The 19,258-nt window shown below is 26.1% G+C and carries 19 protein-coding genes; 8 read left to right on the top strand and 11 right to left on the bottom strand.

Features of this window, described 5'->3' with window-relative positions; all coding sequences use genetic code 11:
* The first annotated feature begins 97 nt into the window (after positions 1-97).
* Both PHEL85_RS11010 and PHEL85_RS11005 read left to right on the top strand, forming a co-directional pair.
* Positions 98-889 (top strand): aldose 1-epimerase, encoded by a 792-nt coding sequence (locus PHEL85_RS11010; protein ID WP_036825000.1) that lies wholly within the window; start codon positions 98-100, stop codon positions 887-889.
* Positions 890-893: 4 nt separating this feature from the next.
* The gene (locus PHEL85_RS11005) at positions 894-1,460 is read left to right on the top strand and encodes a pseudouridine synthase (protein WP_262501563.1); all 567 of its coding nucleotides are present in this window, start codon (positions 894-896) and stop codon (positions 1,458-1,460) included.
* Here PHEL85_RS11005 and PHEL85_RS11000 read toward each other — a convergent pair.
* The 5 genes from PHEL85_RS11000 to PHEL85_RS10980 all read right to left on the bottom strand — a co-directional run bounded on the left by PHEL85_RS11000 (position 1,447) and on the right by PHEL85_RS10980 (position 5,066).
* The gene (locus tag PHEL85_RS11000; protein ID WP_036824999.1) at positions 1,447-1,728 is read right to left on the bottom strand and encodes a hypothetical protein; all 282 of its coding nucleotides are present in this window, start codon (positions 1,726-1,728) and stop codon (positions 1,447-1,449) included. The two genes, PHEL85_RS11005 and PHEL85_RS11000, sit on opposite strands and share 14 nt — an antisense overlap.
* Before the next feature lie 485 nt (positions 1,729-2,213).
* A complete protein-coding gene (locus PHEL85_RS10990) occupies positions 2,214-2,654 on the bottom strand; it encodes a GNAT family N-acetyltransferase (protein WP_036824995.1) in 441 nt (146 codons plus the stop codon).
* Between the two features lie 140 nt (positions 2,655-2,794).
* Positions 2,795-3,229, bottom strand: a complete 435-nt coding sequence (gene rpiB, locus PHEL85_RS10985; RefSeq protein ID WP_036824994.1) for a ribose 5-phosphate isomerase B — start codon at positions 3,227-3,229, stop codon at positions 2,795-2,797.
* 604 nt (positions 3,230-3,833) lie between these two features.
* The gene (locus PHEL85_RS17985; protein ID WP_200882350.1) at positions 3,834-4,007 is read right to left on the bottom strand and encodes a hypothetical protein; all 174 of its coding nucleotides are present in this window, start codon (positions 4,005-4,007) and stop codon (positions 3,834-3,836) included.
* 150 nt (positions 4,008-4,157) lie between these two features.
* A complete protein-coding gene (locus tag PHEL85_RS10980) occupies positions 4,158-5,066 on the bottom strand; it encodes a diacylglycerol/lipid kinase family protein (RefSeq protein ID WP_036824992.1) in 909 nt (302 codons plus the stop codon).
* Positions 5,067-5,177: 111 nt separating this feature from the next.
* Here PHEL85_RS10980 and rnr point away from each other — a divergent pair, with 111 nt between their 5' ends.
* The 4 genes from rnr to tatA all read left to right on the top strand — a co-directional run bounded on the left by rnr (position 5,178) and on the right by tatA (position 8,878).
* Positions 5,178-7,403, top strand: coding sequence for a ribonuclease R (gene rnr / locus PHEL85_RS10975; protein WP_036824990.1), 2,226 nt, complete (start codon positions 5,178-5,180; stop codon positions 7,401-7,403).
* 107 nt (positions 7,404-7,510) lie between these two features.
* Complete coding sequence (locus PHEL85_RS10970; protein WP_036824988.1) at positions 7,511-7,834, top strand: YbjQ family protein; 324 nt, start codon at positions 7,511-7,513, stop codon at positions 7,832-7,834.
* Positions 7,835-7,943: 109 nt separating this feature from the next.
* Positions 7,944-8,633, top strand: coding sequence for a head GIN domain-containing protein (locus tag PHEL85_RS10965; protein ID WP_036824986.1), 690 nt, complete (start codon positions 7,944-7,946; stop codon positions 8,631-8,633).
* A 53-nt stretch (positions 8,634-8,686) separates the two neighbouring features.
* Entirely contained in the window at positions 8,687-8,878 is a 192-nt protein-coding gene (tatA, locus tag PHEL85_RS10960; protein ID WP_036824985.1) for a twin-arginine translocase TatA/TatE family subunit, read from the top strand.
* Positions 8,879-9,068: 190 nt separating this feature from the next.
* Here the strand turns inward: tatA and PHEL85_RS10955 are convergent, their stop codons facing one another.
* From PHEL85_RS10955 to gltX, 5 genes are all read right to left on the bottom strand, one after another.
* Positions 9,069-9,944 carry a LytR/AlgR family response regulator transcription factor gene (locus tag PHEL85_RS10955; protein WP_036824984.1) on the bottom strand — a complete coding sequence of 292 codons (876 nt, stop codon included), beginning with the start codon at positions 9,942-9,944 and terminating at the stop codon, positions 9,069-9,071.
* Positions 9,945-9,964: 20 nt separating this feature from the next.
* Positions 9,965-10,828, bottom strand: coding sequence for a LytTR family DNA-binding domain-containing protein (locus tag PHEL85_RS10950; protein WP_036824982.1), 864 nt, complete (start codon positions 10,826-10,828; stop codon positions 9,965-9,967).
* A 142-nt stretch (positions 10,829-10,970) separates the two neighbouring features.
* Complete coding sequence (locus tag PHEL85_RS10945; RefSeq protein ID WP_036824980.1) at positions 10,971-11,897, bottom strand: SPFH domain-containing protein; 927 nt, start codon at positions 11,895-11,897, stop codon at positions 10,971-10,973.
* A 156-nt stretch (positions 11,898-12,053) separates the two neighbouring features.
* Positions 12,054-12,590, bottom strand: coding sequence for a hypothetical protein (locus PHEL85_RS10940; RefSeq protein ID WP_036824979.1), 537 nt, complete (start codon positions 12,588-12,590; stop codon positions 12,054-12,056).
* Positions 12,591-12,593: 3 nt separating this feature from the next.
* A complete protein-coding gene (gene gltX / locus PHEL85_RS10935) occupies positions 12,594-14,114 on the bottom strand; it encodes a glutamate--tRNA ligase (protein ID WP_036824977.1) in 1,521 nt (506 codons plus the stop codon).
* A gap of 268 nt (positions 14,115-14,382) precedes the next feature.
* Here gltX and PHEL85_RS10930 point away from each other — a divergent pair, with 268 nt between their 5' ends.
* Positions 14,383-14,916, top strand: coding sequence for a hypothetical protein (locus PHEL85_RS10930; RefSeq protein ID WP_156109191.1), 534 nt, complete (start codon positions 14,383-14,385; stop codon positions 14,914-14,916).
* On the opposite strand, the gene PHEL85_RS10925 is transcribed toward PHEL85_RS10930, so the two are convergent.
* The gene (locus tag PHEL85_RS10925; protein ID WP_036824973.1) at positions 14,913-15,767 is read right to left on the bottom strand and encodes a hypothetical protein; all 855 of its coding nucleotides are present in this window, start codon (positions 15,765-15,767) and stop codon (positions 14,913-14,915) included. The two genes, PHEL85_RS10930 and PHEL85_RS10925, sit on opposite strands and share 4 nt — an antisense overlap.
* A 111-nt stretch (positions 15,768-15,878) precedes the next feature.
* Between PHEL85_RS10925 and PHEL85_RS10920 the strand changes: the two genes are divergently transcribed.
* On the top strand, positions 15,879-19,256 hold the full coding sequence (locus tag PHEL85_RS10920; RefSeq protein ID WP_036824971.1) for a DUF4175 family protein: 3,378 nt from the start codon (positions 15,879-15,881) through the stop codon (positions 19,254-19,256).
* The last annotated feature ends 2 nt before the right edge of the window (positions 19,257-19,258 follow it).

The raw sequence follows: 19,258 nt of genomic DNA, 5'->3' as shown, positions 1-19,258 counted from the left end.
ATTTTTAAATAAGTGCGACAAGTTACAAAAATATAAGACTAATTTCCTAACAATTTACATTCAAATTTATAGTATTTTTACACAAAGCATACTATCAATGAGTTCTACTGTATTATTAAAAAATAATGATTGTATAGTTGTTGTTGAAAAAGGAGAATTAATTAGTTTTCAACAAAACAATCAAGAATATATTCATCAAAAAGGAAATAAAGGTTGGCGTAATTCTGATGATGAAATGTTTCCTGTAATTGGACCTACTTCTAAAAATAATTTTAAAGTTCACACTAAAAATGGCGATGCTATTTTAGATCAACATGGTTTATTACGTGAATTAGAATATTCTTTAGTTTCTTCTGATGACAATTCGGCTAAATTCATTAAAAAATACACTAAAAATACAACTGTAAAGAATAGTAAGTTTCCAGTAAAATCTACTGAAGAAAATTTATTTTGGCCATTCGATTTTACATTTGAAAAGAATTTTACTTTAGAAAATGGTATTTTAAAAATTGAATTTATCATCAATTCTGAAAAAGGAATGCCTTTTATGTTAGGTTATCATCCTGCATTTTTATTATCTGATTCTGGTAAAGAAACTTTAGAATCTCATGGTACAAAAATAACGTTAGCTGATGTTTACAAAGCGGGATCTAATGCTTGTCCGGTTTTAAATTCTGATAAAATCATCTTAAAAAATATTGATAAAAAATATTTAGAAATTACTACAGAAGGTTTTAATAATTTTATGCTTTGGACAGAAGTAGACAACATGCTTTGTATTGAACCAATTACACAATATACTTCTTATACAGATCAGAAATTTTCTGAAGAAAATATGAGTATTTCTAAAGGAGAAAACGTATTTACAGTATCAATAAAAGTTTTATAAGTTGATAAAAAAACACCGTCATTTTATCATTCACAAACCTTGGGGAATGATTTCTCAGTTTGTAAATCCCGCAAAGCGGAAAAAAAAATTATTAGGAGATTTATATGATTTTCCAGAAGGAACTATGGCAATTGGACGATTAGATGTTCCGTCTGAAGGTTTACTTTTATTAACAACAGATGGTAAAGTTTCTGCAGAAATAAGATCTCAGAAATATGAGAAAGAATATTATGTTCAGGTAGATGGACTTATCACTCAAAAAGAAGTAGAACAATTAAAAACTGGCGTAGAAATTGGTTTTAACGGAAAAAAATACACCACAAAACCAGGAAAATCTTTTTTAATTGATGATCCTAAATTTCCATTAAGAAGTCAGAAAATTAGAGATGAAAGACATGGCCCAACAAGTTGGATTTCTATCATTATTAGAGAAGGAAAATTTAGGCAAGTTCGAAAAATGACTGCAGCTGTAGGTTTCCCTACATTACGTTTAGTTCGTGTTAGAATTGGTGAAATTAATTTAGGCGATTTAGAAAATAGTGGAGTAAAAGAAGTTACTACTTTAATGTAGTTTCTTTTTCTGTTAAATTGTATTTACTTTTTATAAGTTTAATATCTTTAGCTTCTAAAATTGCATAAAATTTTCTAGGAGAAATTTTTAAATCTTTAGTAATATCACTTACTTTTTTCTTTCCTTTCTTATATAATTTTAAATTTTCATTTACTTTTTTATTAAAATAAAATGTTTTTAATTTTTCTAAAACCTCTAATTCAGAAGTATTAGTATTATTCACATATTCTTTAATTTCTAATTTAATGTTAGATAAACTTTTTGCCATTTTTTTAATTTTTAATTAATTAATTTTTTTCTTTTTCAAATAGCAAAATATCAAAAAAGATATTTTTAGATACACAATTATTAAATAGTTAACCAATATAATATTTTTTTTATAAAGTTTTACTTTTTAATATTTAGGGTAAATGTAACATTTATCACAAAATTTAATTTTGATTCTTTTTAATTTTGCTTCATGGACAATTCTAATACAACTTTATATATAGTAGCTGCAGTAATAATTTTACACTTTTTAGTTGGTTTTGGGTATTTAATATATAAAATGACTAAAAAAAGTGATAAAGATTAATTTTTACTATTTACTCCTCTCATAAATAATATTATACCAAATACAATAAATATAAATCCAAAATAAAATAAGTATTGAAATAAATTTACTTGAGTAGTATAACCAATTCCAATACTTAGCCAACCTAATATTATAAATATAATTGATAAAAATATTTTATAATTTCTTTTAAGTTTCATTTAATCTCTATCCATTCTAATATGAGGAATTCCATCTTCTAAGTACTCCTCTCCTACTTGAATAAAGTTATGAGATTCATAGAATTTCTTTAAATATTTTTGAGCAGAAATAGTAATTTTATCAACTTTAAAATGAATTTTTATAGCTTCAATTGATATTTTCATTAAATCGTGACCAAAACCATATTTTCTTTCTGAAGCTGCAACCACTACTCTACCAATACTTGCGTTTTCAAAATAATCTCCGGGTTTAAAAATTCTTGTGTATGCTACAATTTTATCATTTTTGAAACCAAAAACATGTAAAGATTTTTGATCTTTATAATCTACATCTTGATACACACAATCTTGCTCTACCACAAAAACTTCAGATCTTAATTGTAGTATTGCATACAATTGATCTGTTGTTAATTCTGAAAATGTTTTTATTAGAAAGTTCATTTATAAAAAGAGATTTCTCGATACAAATTTTCTTATTCTTCGAAAATTCACTCGAAATGACAAATTATATGTCATTACAAACGTTGTGAAGTAATCTATTAATTAAAAAAGATTGCTTCGTTCTCGCAATGACAAAGTTTTTATCCAGCACAAGAAATTTTACCAACTCTATTTTGATGTCTTCCGCCTTCAAATTCTGTATTTAAAAATACATCTACAAAACCTATAGCTTGTTGTAAAGACACAAAACGTGCAGGAATCGTTAAAACGTTTGCATTATTATGTTGTCTTGTTAAAGCAACCAATTCATTATTCCAACAAAGTGCAGCTCTAATTCCTTGGTGTTTATTAGCTGTCATTTGTGCTCCATTACCAGAACCACATAAAATAATACCTAACTCAGCTTTTCCACTTTCTACAGCATCTGCTGTTGGATGAATAGCGTCTGGGTAATCCATAGAATCATTTGTATCTGTTCCAAAATTTAAAACTTTATACCCTTTTTCTTCTAAATGTTTTATAATTTCGAATTTGTATTCTGTTCCTGCGTGATCGTTACCAATGGCAATTGTCATAATAAATTGATTTTAATTGTGTTGTATCAACAAAAATACAGAAACTAACGGTTATCAACAGTTATAAACATTCAAAAAAATAACTTTTTTAATAACCTTTTAATTTTTAACTCTTTAACTATGTTATCTAATTGTTAAGAAGTATCAGTAAAGTTTTACAAGTATTTTTGGTAGTTTAAAATATTATTATAATACAAGGAGTAGTTTGACATACACAACTTTTTTTATGAGTTTTTGATAAAAGTTTATCAACATAAAATTTACAATTTATTTACAGAGATTTGGTTGTTAACTATTAAGAATTTTTAGTTAATTACTGTTTATAACTATTGTTAATAACTCTAAATTTAAATTGATTTTTAAGCTTTTAAGTAACTTATAACTTGTCAATGATTTTTAATAACTCAAATTAAAAAATAAAAAGTAAAAAATTTATAGTAGCTATTAACACACTATTATAACCATCATTGTTTTTTAAAAATTTATAAAAGAAAAATAATTATAATATAGAATGTTGATAACTGTTGAAAACGAAAAAAATAAAAATAGAATATTTTAAGAAGAAAGAATATTAAAAAAATAGGTAGAGATTTTCAGAAATAAACTAAACAGTTTTCTTTTCAGAATTTAAAAGATAAAGTGTGTCTTTTTGAATTTCTACAGTTTCTCTAGGAGTCTCATTTTTATTCAAAGAAGTATTTACAGTTATTACAGTGACAAAAATACCTGCAATAAAAATAAATGCGAATAAAAGAATGATTTTACGTAGATTTTTCATCTTAAAAAGTTGATCTTAATATTATAAAGACGCTTCATTTAAGAAAACGTTACAATTTTTTTAAGATTTCTTTAACTTTTATTCTGAACTTGATAAAGAATCTGTTTATTAGTAATTTAAATTAATCCCTTTTTAAAAGTGATCTATTATTTAATTGATTATAAAGTTGATAGCTTTTTCTATAATTTTTACAGAAACTTTTCCTGTTCCAATCAATTCTCCATCTGCTTGTATAAATGGTTTTGTAGTTTTTGGAATAACTGTTATTTCTTTGGTTTTATACGTTTCCACTTTTTTATGATGAACAATATTTCCGTTATATAATTTTTTAATATTAAAAATTAGGTTGAAAAAATTCAAATTTTTAGCAATGGTAATATCAAACAAACCATCAGTTGTATGTACATCTTTTGTAAATTTAATTCCACCACCAGAAAATTTACAAAGCCCAAAAATGGTCATTAAACAATTAGTTTCAATTACTTTATCATCAAAAATAATTTTAAAAATAGATTTTTTATAAAATAATAAACCAGCTAAACCGCTTAATAAATAAGCAATAGATCCAAAACGTTTTAATGTTTTTAGTTTATTTACAATATATCCATCATAACCTAAACCAGCCACATTATTAAAGTAAGAAACTGTTTTATTTTCAGTCTCTAAAACTCCAATATCTTGTAAAATTGTTTTTTTATTACTGATAATTTCTATCGCTTTTTCAACATCATTTGGTATGTTATACGTCTTTATCCAATCGTTTCCAGTTCCTTGAGGAATTACTGCAATAGTTATATCAGAAGTTTTTACATACCTTTGCATCATTATTCCGTTAACTACATTGTGTAGTGTTCCATCTCCACCAATCGAAATAATATTTCTAAAACCATCTTGAATTGCTTTATCTACCAATTCGATTTCGTGTTTAGAAAAACGTGTAAAAGCAAAAGAATAGTTTAAATTCTTGTTGTTTAATAATTGTTGAATTTCTTCCCATTGTTTAGAAAAATTCCGATTTCCAGAAGTAGGATTTGCAATTATAAACCAAGAATTAGACATAAATAAAAATTAAAATTAAGCCAAAATACAATATTAGATTTATAACAATAATTTAATACAAAAATCTAGTTTATAATTGTAATTTGGTAACATACTAAGAAGTAAGAATTAATGACAAAAAAGAAGAAAAAAATATATAAAAAGAAAGGTAACATTGTAAAAGATTTAACCAGAAATATATTTAAAATTTTAAATGAAGACAGCGAAAAGACTTATAATTATAAGCAAATTGCTGCAAAATTAAAGATTTCTGATACAGATGGTAAAACACAAATAATCAAGAAATTAGCAGAATTAACTGCTACTAAACAAATTAAAGAAGTAGCGAGAGGTAAGTTTCAAGTAAATATTGATAAAAAATATGCCATTGGTACCTTAGATGTAACCTCAACAGGAAATGGATATTTTGTTTCTGATGATTATGAAGATGATATTTTTATACCAAATATTAATCTTGGTAAAGGTTTACATAACGATACAGTAAAAGCATATGTTTATAAAAAACGTAGTGGAAAGAAATATGAAGCTGATGTTGTAGAGATTATAGAACGGGCAAAAACAGAATTTGTTGGTGTTTTACAAAAAAATAAAAACAAAAATTTTGGTTTTGTTGTACCAGATAATAATAAAATGTATGCCGATATTTTTATTTCTGAAAGCAAATTAAATGGAGCAGTAGATGGAGATAAAGTTCAAGCAAAAATTTTAGATTGGCCAAAAAACTCTAAAAATCCTTTTGGAAAAATTACTACAGTTTTAGGTAAACCAGGAGATCATAATACAGAAATGCATTCTATTTTATTAGAATACGATTTACCTTATGAGTTTGAACCAGAAGTAGAAAAAGAAGCAGAAAATTTACCAATAGAAATCACAAATAAAGAGATTTCTAAACGTAGAGATATGCGTAAAGATTTAACTTTTACGATAGATCCAAAAGATGCAAAAGATTTTGATGATGCATTATCTTTCACAAAATTAGAAAATGGTAATTATGAAATAGGAATTCATATTGCAGATGTATCACATTATTTACAACCAAAAACTATTTTAGATGATGAAGCTTATAAACGTGCAACATCTGTTTATTTAGTAGATAGAGTAGTACCCATGTTACCAGAAATGTTATCAAACGGAGTTTGTTCTTTGCGTCCAAATGAAGAAAAACTAACGTTTTCTGCTGTTTTTGAATTGAATAAAAAAGCACAAATTGTAAACGAATGGTTTGGTAGAACTGTAACTTATTCAGATCAACGTTTTGCATATGAAGAAGCACAATCTATTATAGAAAATTGTAAATTATCTGATGATATTCAGCCATATACAATGCCTTTAGAAACTTCTATAATTGATAAAGAATATGAAGTTACTCCAGAAATTGTAGAAGCTACTTTACAACTAGATGAATTAGCAAAAATTCTCCGTAAAAAAAGGATGAAAGAAGGTGCAATTTCTTTTGATAGAGTAGAGGTGAAGTTTAATTTAGATGAAGAAGCAAACCCAGTTGGTGTTTTCTTTAAAGAATCTCAAGATGCTAATAAATTAATTGAAGAATTTATGTTATTAGCAAATAGAAAAGTTGCTGAGTATATTGGTTTTTCTAAAGGAAAAGCAACCAATAAAACATTTATTTATAGAGTGCATGATGAACCCGATGTAGAAAAATTAGCTTCTTTACAAAACATGATAAGTAAATTTGGATACAAAATTAATACCGATACAAAAGAGTCTACTTCAGATTCTTTAAATAAATTATTAAGTGATGTTCATGGTAAAGCAGAATCTAACATGATAGAAACTTTAACCATTAGAACAATGTCTAAAGCTGTGTATACAACTCAAAATATTGGTCATTATGGTTTGGCTTTTGATTATTATAGTCATTTTACGTCACCTATTAGACGTTATCCAGATGTAATGACACATAGATTACTTCAGCATTATTTAGATGGCGGAGATTCGCCAAAAGCAGATAAATATGAAGAAAAGTGTAAACATTCATCAAATAGAGAAGAATTAGCTTCTAAAGCAGAAAGATCTTCTATAAAATACATGCAAGTAAAATACATGCAAGATCATAAAGATGAAATTTTTGATGGTGTAATTACAGGTGTTACAGAATGGGGAATTTATGTAGAAATTAAATCTAATAAATGTGAGGGAATGGTTAGAATTAGAGATATAAAAAGTGATTATTATATTTTTGATGAAAAGCAATATGCTATTGTGGGTCAATCTACTAAGAACTTATATCAATTAGGAGATGATGTTAAAGTAAAAGTTAAGCATACAGATTTAGAAAGAAAACATCTAGATTTTACTTTAATTGAAGAATAAAATTTATTTGTCATTTCGAGTTTGTGGAGAAATCTTAAATAATTAAAGATTTTTCCACTACATTTCATTTCGCTCAAAATGACATTAGTTTAATTAAACAATAAAATATGATTTTAACAACCACAAATAATATCGAAAACTTTAAAATAGTAGATTATTTAGGAATTGTAACAGGTACAGCATATAACACCAGTTATTCATCTAAAGGAAAAAGTATGTCTTTTAAAGATATGTTTAGTACTTCTAAATATTACAAAATGTATGCAGAAGGTTTAGAAGCATTAAAAGAACAAGCTTTTCAGAATTTAAAAGAGAATGCTACAAAACTAGGCGCAAATGCAGTTGTGGGTATTCAGCTAGATGTAGAACCACTTGCAAATTCAGCAACTTTATTAGTTTCTATTACAGGTACAGCTGTAAAAGTGAAATAATATTAAATTTTTTAACAATAAAATTTAATATTTGCCACAATAAAAGGTTAAAAAAGTCCTTATAATGGTATACTTGTTGATTTAAGTATTATAATCAAATTTTAAAATGATGAAAAAAATAGTTTTTATATACACACTAATGTTCTGTTTTACATTGGTTGCACAAACAAAAGTGATAAAGAACTTAGGTGATTATGATACTTTAAAAGTTTATAATGGAATAGAGGTAGAGTTAATTAAATCTGATATTCAGCAGCTTGAAATTACTGGTGAAAAATCTGAAATGGTAAAAATTAAGAATGTAAATAACACCTTAAAATTATCATTACCTTTTTCTTTAAAACCAGCAGATAATGCTGCAGATGGTAAAGTTTTAATAAAGTTATATTACAATAAAAACATTGCTATTATTGATGGTAATGAAGGTGCTACTATAACAGGTAAAGATGTTAATCAAGAAAAATTAGAAGTAAATGCTCAAGAAAGAGCTTTTATTAATTTAACTACTAAAGTAAAATATCTTAAAGTTAGAACTTCTTCTGGCGGAATTATTAAACTTTCTGGTACTACAGAAAACCAAGAAGTAGATGTAGATTTATATGGTATTTATAATGGTTTTGCAATGAAAACAACAAATAATTCTAATGTAAAAGCAGGAACAGGAGCAAAAGCAGAAATTTTAGCAGGACAAACTTTAAATGCAAAAGTAAGTTTTGGAGGCTCTATTTTTTACAAAGGAAATCCTGAAGTTGTAAAAGATAAAAAAGTAATAGGTGGTATTATTCAAAAAAGGAATTAGTAAGTTACTGTAATAACCTTTTTTGTATCTTTGTAGGATTAAAATAAAATAAAATGAACAGTTTAGCTATATATTTTGGAATGATTGGTGGACCACAAATTATTATTATTGTTGTGGTGATTCTTTTGTTATTTGGTGGAAGAAAAATTCCTGAATTAATGAGAGGTTTAGGAAGTGGTATTAAAGAGTTTAAAAATGCTGCTAAAGAAGAAGAACCAGAAGAAAAAATAGAAGATAAGAAGTAATAAGATTACTTTTAAAAATATAAAAGCTCAATTTGTATATACAAATTGAGCTTTTTCTTTTTCAAATTAAAATAATCCCCCAAAAATTTTAATTGAATTATTACTACAAATATACTTTTGAATTATTGAATTTTTAAAATTTTGTTGTAAACAGGAAGGATTTTGGGGTATTTGGGATAAACGGGAATGATTATTTTATTAATTTTTGTAAAGATTGTTTAGAAAAACTTCTTGACACAGGTATATCTGTTGAAATGAAATTTGATTTTAATAAATATCCTCTTGCATTACCACTAATATCATTTATAAAATTAGAATTAATAATATAAGATTTATGACAACGAAACACATTAGGATATTCTTTTAGTTTTTCTTCTATTTTAGTTAAGGTAACTCTTAAAATTTTTTCTTTAATATCAGTTTCCTTTTTTATAAAGAAACTAGCATAGTTTCCTTGTGATGTTATATAAACTAAATCATCAATAGAAAAAGAGATATTTTCTTTTTTGTTTTCTGAAAAAAATTTAATTTTTGAAGGTAATTTTTTTAAATAAACCTCTCTTTTTTCTTTATTATATGTATTTATTGCATTTGCTCTTTTCTCTCTTTTTTCTCTAACATTTTTCTCATTTATAAAAATAAAGAAAACTACAGGTAATGTTCCAACTAAATAAGTGTAAAAAAGAAACCTTATTAAACTTATATTTTTAATATTATACTGACTTTTATAGATGTTTCCTAAACTCCAAATAACAATACCTGTAAAGAGTATACCAATTATTATTAGAAAAATATTTCTACCAATTGTCCAGTTATCTTCATTAAAATAATTTTTAAAAATTAAGGCAGGTACATATAAAAAAAAGAAAACACCAATAAAAGTAACAAGGCCTATTCCAAAAGTATATTGTAAAATAATCCCTTCTAAAGACATTAAATAAAAAGGTTTAAAAATGTATAGAAAAAGAAAAACAAATAACCCTATAGAAACACTAAATTTAAACTTAAAACTAATAGAAGGGTTAAAATAATAAGGTATAGAAAGCCAAGAAATAATCTTTTTCATAGAAATTTAAATTTTTAAAATCAACGGATTAAATTTTTAAGATTATCTTTTTTAAAACTTCTAGAAATAGGAATTTGTTTTGATAATAATTCAGATTCCAAAAAATAACCTCTAGCGTTTCCAGAAATAGCATCCATAAAAATAGAATTAATGATATAAGATTTATGACACCTATAAATGTAGGCAGTATTTTTAAGTTTATCTGCTATACTTTTTAAGGTATTTCTTAAAATTTTTTCTTTCAATTTACCATTTAAATATAGATAAAAACTCACATAATTTCCTTGAGAAGTAATATAAACTAAATTATGAATACTAAAAGTTAGTTTGTCTTTTTGATTATCTCCATATAGTGTAATTTCTTTATTTAGTTTTTCTATATTAGATGAAACTTTACGTTTCATAATATCTTTAGACACCTTTTCCCTTTTATGTCGATATACTTTTTCACTAAAGAAAGTATAAATTAAAATAGGAAAAATTGAAATTGAAAAAGTGTAACTAAAAATTTCTTTTAAAGTTAGCATTCTCCAATTTTCGGTATTTTGAACTAATGTATTATAAAACCAATTACAAGTGCTAATAGAAGTAATTAAAATTACAAGGAAAAATATATTTCTACCAATTGTCCAGTTTTCATTTTTAAAATAATCTTTAAAAACAAGAGGTAAAATAATAAAAAGAGAAGATTGAACTATGAAGGTAATAAACCCAAAACCAAGGCAATATAAAAATAGATTATTTTCTAAATCAGACATTCCAAATGGCTGAAAAATATAAAGAAACATAAATATAAAAAGCCCAATTACTAATGCTAAAGTGATATGAACTTTTGGCGATATATAAAAAAAATAAGGTTTTCTAAGCCATTTTTTAGCAATCATTTTTAATCTTTTTCTATTAATTTTTCTTTAAAAATAATAAAACTCCCCTTATTTTAAGGTTTTTTAAATTAGAATATAAAAAAATTACCTTTTGTTTACATAATAAAACAAAAGGTGAGGTTAAATTTTTTAAAATAAAAATTTATTCTTTTTTCTTTTTAGGTTGTGCTTTTTTCATAGCTTCTCCTATTTGGTTACTTGCTGTAAAACTAGCAACCATATCATTTAACATTGTACTACCGGCTTGTGGTGAGTTTGGTAATAAAATTAAATTACTATTGGTTTCACTACCAATAGATTGCAAAGTATCATAGTGCTGTGTTACAACAATTAAAGCAGAAGCTTCTTGACTATTAATACCAACTCTATTTAAAACATCTACAGATTCTTCTAAACCACGTGCAATTTCACGTCTTTGATCTGCAATACCTTGTCCTTGTAAACGCTTGCTTTCTGCTTCTGCTTTTGCACGTTCTACAATTAAAATACGTTGTGCATCACCTTCATATTGTGCAGCAACTTTTTCACGTTCTGAAGCATTAATTCTATTCATAGCTTCTTTTACTTGTCCATCTGGATCTATATCTGTAACTAAGGTTTTAATAATATCAAATCCATAATCAGACATTGCATCATTTAATTCTGTTTTTACAGCAATAGCAATATCATCTTTTTTTACAAAAACGTCATCTAATTTCATTTTTGGCACTTCTGCTCTTACAACATCAAATACGTATGAAGTAATTTGCTCATGAGGATAATCTAGCTTATAAAAAGAATCATATACTTTTTCCCTAATTACTTTGTACTGTACAGAAACTTTTAACTTTACAAATACATCATCAAGTGTTTTTGTTTCAATAATTACATCTAATTGTTGAATTTTTAAACTCAATTTTCCTGCAACTCTATCAACAAAAGGAATTTTCATTTGAAGTCCAGAATGACGAATAATTTGAAATTTTCCAAAACGTTCAATAATAGCAGCAGTTTGTTGTTTTACCATAAAAAAAGATGCAAAAACAACCAATACAGCAAATACAATAAGAATAGGAATTACAGGTAACATAGTTAAATTTTTTAAATTAATAATTGAATTAAGTAAAGATACTGAATTTTAGTAGTTATTTATTAGACGGTTTTTAATAAAAATGTTACATTTTAAAATGAAAAAACCCTGTAAAAATATATTTTACAGGGTTTTTAATTTATATTGTAGTGTAGTTTATTCTTCTTTTTTGAAGAACGTGTGCCTTTTTTTATTGTACTTAAGCCACTTTTTATATTGTTTTTCAGAAAGTAACTCTTTCATTGCAGCATATAATTTAACATCTTCTTCTTTTAATGTGAGAGATATAGGTTTTAAGTTTTCAACCATTTTCTTTTGAACTTTCGTTTGATTTGAAAAATCACCACTTTTCATAGCTAATTTCTGAAAATTATCAACCATATCTTTTGTGCTTCTTATTAAAAAACTATTAATTCTAATAATGTCTTTTATGTCTTTATTATAAGTGGTTAGTATTTTAGAAAACTCTATTCCTTTTTTAGAAGACAATTTAATACTCGTTTTTTTTGCAGCTTTTTTAATATCATAATTAACAATTCCTAAATATTTTTCTATCGGAAAATCAGGTTCTGGAGCTTCTTGTTGCGCTTGAGGCATTTGTCTTTGGCGTTGTCTAGTACCATTTCCATAACCATATTGAGCTTGGGCTGTAAAACCACAAAATAGAATAATAAGTAAGATATATTTTTTCATAATTTATAATTTAGAAACTGCGTTTTCTAACCTTTTAATTGTCTCATCTTTACCAATCATAGTAATAATATCAAATAAATGAGGACCTGCTAATTTACCAACTAAAGACAATCTTAAAGGTTGCATTACTTTACCAAAACCAATTTCCTTGCCAGAAATCCATTCTTTAACTTCTTTCTCTGTATTTTCTGAAGAAAAGTCTTTGATTGATGAAATTACGGTAATTAATTCATTCATTAAATCTGGAGTTCCTTCTTTCCAGTTTTTCTTAGAAGCTTTTGCATCATATTCTGTTGGAGTTTCGAAAAAGAAACTAGATAAACCCCAAAAATCATTTACAAAAACAGCTCTTTCTTTTATGGCAGCAACTACTTTTAAAACAAATTCTTTGTCTTTTGTAATTCCTTTTTCTGATAGAATAGGTAAGTATAAATCTGTTAATTCAACATCAGACTTTGTCTGCATATATTGTTGATTAAACCATTTTGCTTTATCTGGACTAAATTTTGCTCCAGATTTACTCACTCTTTTTAAATCGAAAGACTCAATTAAGTTTTCTAAAGAGAATATTTCTTGTTCTGTTCCTGGATTCCATCCTAAGAAAGCTAACATGTTTATAAAAGCATCAGAAAAATAACCATCTTCTTTATAACCACGAGAAACATCGCCAGAAACTTCGTTTGTATATTCTAAAGGAAATACTGGAAAACCTAACTTATCTCCATCTCTTTTACTTAATTTTCCTTTTCCAACAGGTTTTAAAATTAATGGTAAATGTGCAAATTTTGGAGCATTCCAACCAAATGATCTATATAATAAAACATGTAATGCCATTGATGGTAACCATTCTTCACCACGAATTACGTGGGTAATTTCCATTAAATGATCATCTACAATATTTGCTAAATGATACGTTGGCATTCCGTCTCCTTTAAATAAAATTTTATCATCTAAAGTATTGGTATCAATTTTAATATCTCCACGAATTTCATCATTCATTCTTAAAAGCTCATCTTGTGGAGTTTTAAAACGAATTACATAATTTTCGCCAGCATTAATTTTAGCTTGTACTTCTTCTTCAGTTAAAACCAAAGAGTTTACCAAACGTCCTTTTTCTCTGTTATGCCAATTATAGATAAACGTTTTTCCTTCTGCTTCATGACCTTTTCTATAACCATCTAACTGCTCTGCAGTGTCAAAAGCATAATATGCCCAACCTGTTTTTATTAACTGATCTGCATATTGTTTGTATAATTCTTTACGTTCTGATTGTCTGTAAGGACCAAATTTTTCGTTTTTTCCTGGACCTTCATCAAAAGGAATATTACACCATTCTAAAGCGCCTATAATATATTGTTCTGCATTTGCAACATAACGTGTTTGGTCTGTGTCTTCTATTCTTAAGACAAAAGTTCCGTTATATTTTTTAGCAAATAAATAATTGTATAAAGCTGTTCTTACACCTCCAATATGTAAAGGCCCTGTAGGACTTGGTGCAAAACGAACGCGAACATTAGATTCCATTTTTTATATTTTTTAATTCTGTATTTCTAAATTTAATGTCATTTTTAGCGGAATGAAATGAAGTCGAAAAATCTATTATTTTAGATTTCTCCATTTCAGTCGAAATGACAGACTATTTTACTTTTCTAGTAAAATCTTTTTCTGTTGCTGCAAAGATAGTTTTTATATAAAAAGTTCGCCATCAATTTTTAAATTATTGTTTTTGTAGTATGTTGATCACTTAGACACATAGAAAAACTTAGTTTTTATGTATTTTTATAAGATGAAAATGAAAAAGCATTGTGACTTATGTGATCATCAAAAATTAAGTTTAAAAGATGGTGATTTATGTGGATTAACGAATAAAAAACCTGAGTTTAATAGAACTTGTGTTAGAATAAATTTTGATGAGAAGTTATTAAATACTTTAGAAGATATTCTTATTGAATATGAAGATTTAAAACTATCTAAAAAGAAGGTTTATAAAAATTTTATTTCAGGAAGTATTATAGGAGTCTTCTTGTTGGTTGTTGGCTATTTTGTTTTTGATTATTTTCTTAACAATGGTTTTAGAACTTCACTCAAATCAGCAGAATATACAACTACAGTTTCCTTTATCATTTTAGTAACAGGATATTATTATCTTAAAAAATCTATAAACAACATTAATAATCATAAAACTCAATTAAATTTTATTGAAAACAAGAAAAAAGAGATTGATGAGGTTTTAAATTTATATAATCAAAAGTATACCAATAAAATTAAATTTGATAAAGAAATTCATGGAATTCAAGAAATAGATGTTGATATAGAATTAACCTAAAACTTCTTATAAATTCCAACAGATAATGCTACTTGTTTAGCAACATTATTTCCAAAAAAAGCAGCTGGTAAACTAGCTGTCATTCCAAAATTATCAGAGAATTCTCCAATTGCTTTTACACCAACAACACCATATTCTTGGTCGTTAACATATAAACCTGTTGCTAAATTTGAAGCAGGTAAATTAATATTACCATTTTTAAAAGATTTTTCAATATCTACAAAACCAACCAACCAAATATTTTTAGTAATTTTTGTTCCGTATTCTCCACCAATTTTAAAGTTAGAAGAGTAGTTGTTAGTCCTAATTTTAGATCCAATAAATGTTTGCAAATATCCTTTATTAAAACTTTTTCCTGCTATAAAAAGAGGTGTAAAAGTAAAAGCATCATAACCGGTTCTTATACCAGAATTTACATCAAAAGTACTTGTGTTTGTTTCTATAGAAAACTGACCAGAAAGCAACCAATCTTTTTTATAAAAGTTGTGTTTTATTCCAATTTCGATATTTCCTAAAGAAATTTCTTTATCAGAATTATATATTTTATAATTTGGATTTGGTATTGCTGGTGCAAAAAATGGAATTAAATCACCTGTTTTTATCATTTTTAATGGAACATTGATAAGTAAAGTTGTTTTATTTGAAATACCATATTCTCCATAAAATTGAAATGTATTATCTGTAATATTTCTCTGTGGATTATAATCAGGATCACCAAATAATTCATCATAACTTGGTATTGTAGAAAACGAAAATTGTGTATAAAATTTCCCTTTTTCTTGTGTCCAAGGTCCTTGAGAAAATGCAGAAATACTTACCAATAGAATTAGAAAACTCGCTATTTGTTTCATTTTTTTTAATTTTTTAACTTAGTTGAAGAAATATAGAATTACTTACAAAAATCGTTTTAACAATTATTTGATTGTGTATCAATGTAAAAATAGTATTTTTAAAAGTTAATTATGAGTGGATTTAAAAGTATTGAGCAAAAATTACATCAATTTTCACGTAAGTATTATACAAGTGAATTGATAAAAGGAGGAATATTATTTCTTTCTTTAGGATGTTTGTACTTATTTTTTACGTTGTTTTTAGAATACTTTTTATGGTTAAAACCAACAGCAAGAACTATTCTATTTTGGTTGTTTTTGATTGTTGAATTGTTTCTATTAATTCGATTTATTTTTATTCCTATTTTTAAATTGATTGGTTTAAGAAAAGGAATTTCTTTTGAACAATCTTCTAAAATTATTGGAAGCCATTTTCCTGAAGTTCAAGATAAATTATTGAATGTTTTACAATTAAAACAAAATGCAAATCAATCTGATTTATTATTAGCCAGTATCGATCAAAAAGCAGCAGAATTACAACCCATTCCTTTTGTTAAAGCTGTAGATTTTAAAAAGAATACTAAATACTTAAAATATACAATAATTCCTGTTTTAATTTGGCTAATTACTTTATTTACAGGTACTAATAGTGCACTTACTCAAAGTTTAGAACGTGTTGTAAATCACAGAACTACCTATAATCCGCCTGCGCCATTTTTATTTTCAATAGAAAATACTTCTCTAAAAGTAATTCAAGGAAAACCACTTACAATTTTGGTAAACACTGTTGGAAATATGTTGCCAAGTGAAGCTAAAATCCAATTTGATAATCAACAATATTTTCTTCAAAATAACGGAAATGGAACTTTTTCTTATACATTTTCTGACGTTCAAAATCCTATCGATTTTTACATAGAAGCAAACGGAATTCAATCTCAAGATTATACAATAGAAGTTATAAAAACACCTACAATTAATAATATTTCTTTAGACATTAATTATCCTAGATATTTAGGGAAAAGAAATGAAACAATTAAAAATTCTGGAAATATAGTTGTGCCAGAAGGAACAAGAATTACTTGGAATGTAAATGCGAATCAAACAGATTCTTTGGCTTTTATCAATAATAATAAAAGAGCTTTCTTTGAATTGATTTCTGATAATAATTTTAAATATTCTAAAAGAATTCAGAATGCCATTAATTATCAAATAGCATCATCAAACAAAAATTTAAAAGATTTTGAAAACTTACAATTTTCTGTTGATGTTATAAAAGATGAAACTCCATTAATTTCTGTGCAATCTAATATTGATAGCATTTCTCGTGGAACAGCACAATTTGCTGGTCAGATTTCTGATGATAATGGAATTAGAAAATTACAGATTGTTTATTATGATGATGCAAATCCGCAAGCACAACAAACTTTCGATTTACAAATTACCAAAGAAAATATTCAAACTTTCTTTTATCAATTTCCTGATGGTTTAAATCTTACAAAAGGTATTAATTACGAATTGTTTTTTCAGGTTTTTGACAATGATGTTGTAAACGGAAGTAAGAAAGCAAAAAGTAAAGTTTTTAATTATCGTCAAAAAACTACAGAAGAAGTAGAGGAGGAGTTGTTGCAAGAACAAAGAAATACCATTAATAATATTGAAAACTCTATTCAGAAACAACAGAAACAAAATAAGGAGTTAGAAAAAGTTCAGAAAGATTTACAAGGTAAGAAGAAGATAAATTGGAATGATAAAAAGAAGATTCAGAAGTTTGTAGAGCGTCAGAATAATTATAATAAAATGATGCAACGTCAAACAGATAAGTTGCAAGAAAATTTAGAAGAAAAGAAAGAAACAAATGAAGATCTTCAGAATAAAAAAGATGAATTAAAAAAACGAATAGAAGAACTTAAGAAGTTAGAGAAGCAACAAAAATTGTTAGATGAAATTCAGAAAATGGCAGAAAAACTAAACAAAGAAGATTTAGTTAAAAAAGCCAAAGAATTAGCACAACAAAATAAACAACAAGAAAGAAGTTTAGAACGTATTTTAGAATTAACAAAACGTTTTTATGTTGAGCAAAAAACAATGCAAATTGCAGATAAAATTGAAAAACTTGCAAAAAAGCAAGAAGATTTATCGAATAAAAAAGAAGATGATTTAGAAGCTCAAAAACAAATTAAAAAGGCGTTTGATGAAATTAAAAAAGAATTAGAAGAGCTTAATAAAGATAATGAAAAACTTAAAGAACCAATGGAGCTTCCAGATGTGGAAGATGAAAAAGAAGATGTTGATTCTGAGTTAAAGAAATCTGAAGAAAATCTTTCTAAAGAAAATAGTTCTGATGCTAAACAAAATCAGAAAAAGTCTTCTAAGAAAATGAAAGAAATGAGTGCCAAAATGCAAAAATCTATGATGGAAATGCAAGGTGAATCTATGGAAGAAAACATGGATGATTTGCGTAAAATTTTAGAAAATCTAGTCATTTTTTCTTTCAAACAAGAAAACTTAATGCATAAGTTTGAAGAGACTTCAACCTCTCACCCAGACTTTGGAAAAGATTTAAAAAGCCAAAATCAATTAAAAACTTATTTCGAACATATAGATGATAGTTTATATGTTCTATCAATGAGGTTGCCTAAAATCTCTGCAAAAATAAAAGACGATTTATCTACAACTCATTACAACCTTGATTCTTCTTTAGATAATTTTTCTGAGAATCGTTTTTCAAACGGAGTTTCAAATCAACGTTATGTGATGACTTCTGTTAACAATTTAGCAGATTATTTAAGTAACATTTTAAATAGCATGAAAAATGCGATGTCCATGAAAATGGGGAAAGGGAAGAAAGGAAAAGGAAAGGGTTTTAGTTTGCCAGACTTAATTAAGAAACAAGGAGAGCTGTCTAAAAAAATGGAGAAAGGAATGAAAACTGGACAAAAACCTGGTGATAAAAAAGGTAAAAAACCCGGTGAAAAAGGAAAACCTGGAGAGAAAGGTAAGGGTGGAGAAAAAGGCAAAGGAGAAAAACCAGGTAAAAACGGAAATAAAAATGGAAGTGGAGAAGGAGAATCTAATGACGATTTAGATGGAGAAATTTATGAAATTTATAAACAACAAAGTTTATTAAGACAAGAATTACAAAACCAAATTAAACAATCTGAGAGTGGTGGTAATGGAGTAAATTCTGAAGCAAGAAAAGCTTTAAAGAAAATGGAAGACTTAGAAAATGAAATTTTAGAAAAAGGTTTTAATGCAGGTACACTTCAAAAAATGAAAAACCTAAACTACGAATTATTAAAATTAGATAAGGCTGCTTTAGAGCAAGGAAAAGATAAAAAGCGTAAATCCAATACGAATCAAAAAGAGTTTGAGAAGCGAAATATAAAAGCAATTCAATTTAAAAAGCAGTTTTACAATCAAACAGAGATATTAAACAGACAATCATTACCTTTGCAGCAAAATTATAAAAAGAAAGTCAGAGATTATTTTTCTGATAAAAAGAAAGGCTAGGT

This window comes from Polaribacter sp. Hel1_85, from assembly GCF_000766795.1.
Classification (GTDB): domain Bacteria; phylum Bacteroidota; class Bacteroidia; order Flavobacteriales; family Flavobacteriaceae; genus Polaribacter.
Note: the sequence above shows the minus strand (reverse complement) of the source record. Positions and strands in the feature narration are given on the sequence as shown.

Coding starts and splice junctions, on each gene's coding strand:
- PHEL85_RS11010 (WP_036825000.1), top strand. CDS start 98: ATGAGTTCTACTGTATTATTAAAAAATAATGATTGTATAGTTGTTGTT.
- PHEL85_RS11000 (WP_036824999.1), bottom strand. CDS start 1,728: ATGGCAAAAAGTTTATCTAACATTAAATTAGAAATTAAAGAATATGTG.
- PHEL85_RS10990 (WP_036824995.1), bottom strand. CDS start 2,654: ATGAACTTTCTAATAAAAACATTTTCAGAATTAACAACAGATCAATTG.
- rpiB (WP_036824994.1), bottom strand. CDS start 3,229: ATGACAATTGCCATTGGTAACGATCACGCAGGAACAGAATACAAATTC.
- PHEL85_RS17985 (WP_200882350.1), bottom strand. CDS start 4,007: ATGAAAAATCTACGTAAAATCATTCTTTTATTCGCATTTATTTTTATT.
- PHEL85_RS10980 (WP_036824992.1), bottom strand. CDS start 5,066: ATGTCTAATTCTTGGTTTATAATTGCAAATCCTACTTCTGGAAATCGG.
- rnr (WP_036824990.1), top strand. CDS start 5,178: ATGACAAAAAAGAAGAAAAAAATATATAAAAAGAAAGGTAACATTGTA.
- PHEL85_RS10970 (WP_036824988.1), top strand. CDS start 7,511: ATGATTTTAACAACCACAAATAATATCGAAAACTTTAAAATAGTAGAT.
- PHEL85_RS10965 (WP_036824986.1), top strand. CDS start 7,944: ATGAAAAAAATAGTTTTTATATACACACTAATGTTCTGTTTTACATTG.
- tatA (WP_036824985.1), top strand. CDS start 8,687: ATGAACAGTTTAGCTATATATTTTGGAATGATTGGTGGACCACAAATT.
- PHEL85_RS10955 (WP_036824984.1), bottom strand. CDS start 9,944: ATGAAAAAGATTATTTCTTGGCTTTCTATACCTTATTATTTTAACCCT.
- PHEL85_RS10950 (WP_036824982.1), bottom strand. CDS start 10,828: ATGATTGCTAAAAAATGGCTTAGAAAACCTTATTTTTTTTATATATCG.
- PHEL85_RS10945 (WP_036824980.1), bottom strand. CDS start 11,897: ATGTTACCTGTAATTCCTATTCTTATTGTATTTGCTGTATTGGTTGTT.
- PHEL85_RS10940 (WP_036824979.1), bottom strand. CDS start 12,590: ATGAAAAAATATATCTTACTTATTATTCTATTTTGTGGTTTTACAGCC.
- gltX (WP_036824977.1), bottom strand. CDS start 14,114: ATGGAATCTAATGTTCGCGTTCGTTTTGCACCAAGTCCTACAGGGCCT.
- PHEL85_RS10930 (WP_156109191.1), top strand. CDS start 14,383: ATGAAAAAGCATTGTGACTTATGTGATCATCAAAAATTAAGTTTAAAA.
- PHEL85_RS10925 (WP_036824973.1), bottom strand. CDS start 15,767: ATGAAACAAATAGCGAGTTTTCTAATTCTATTGGTAAGTATTTCTGCA.
- PHEL85_RS10920 (WP_036824971.1), top strand. CDS start 15,879: ATGAGTGGATTTAAAAGTATTGAGCAAAAATTACATCAATTTTCACGT.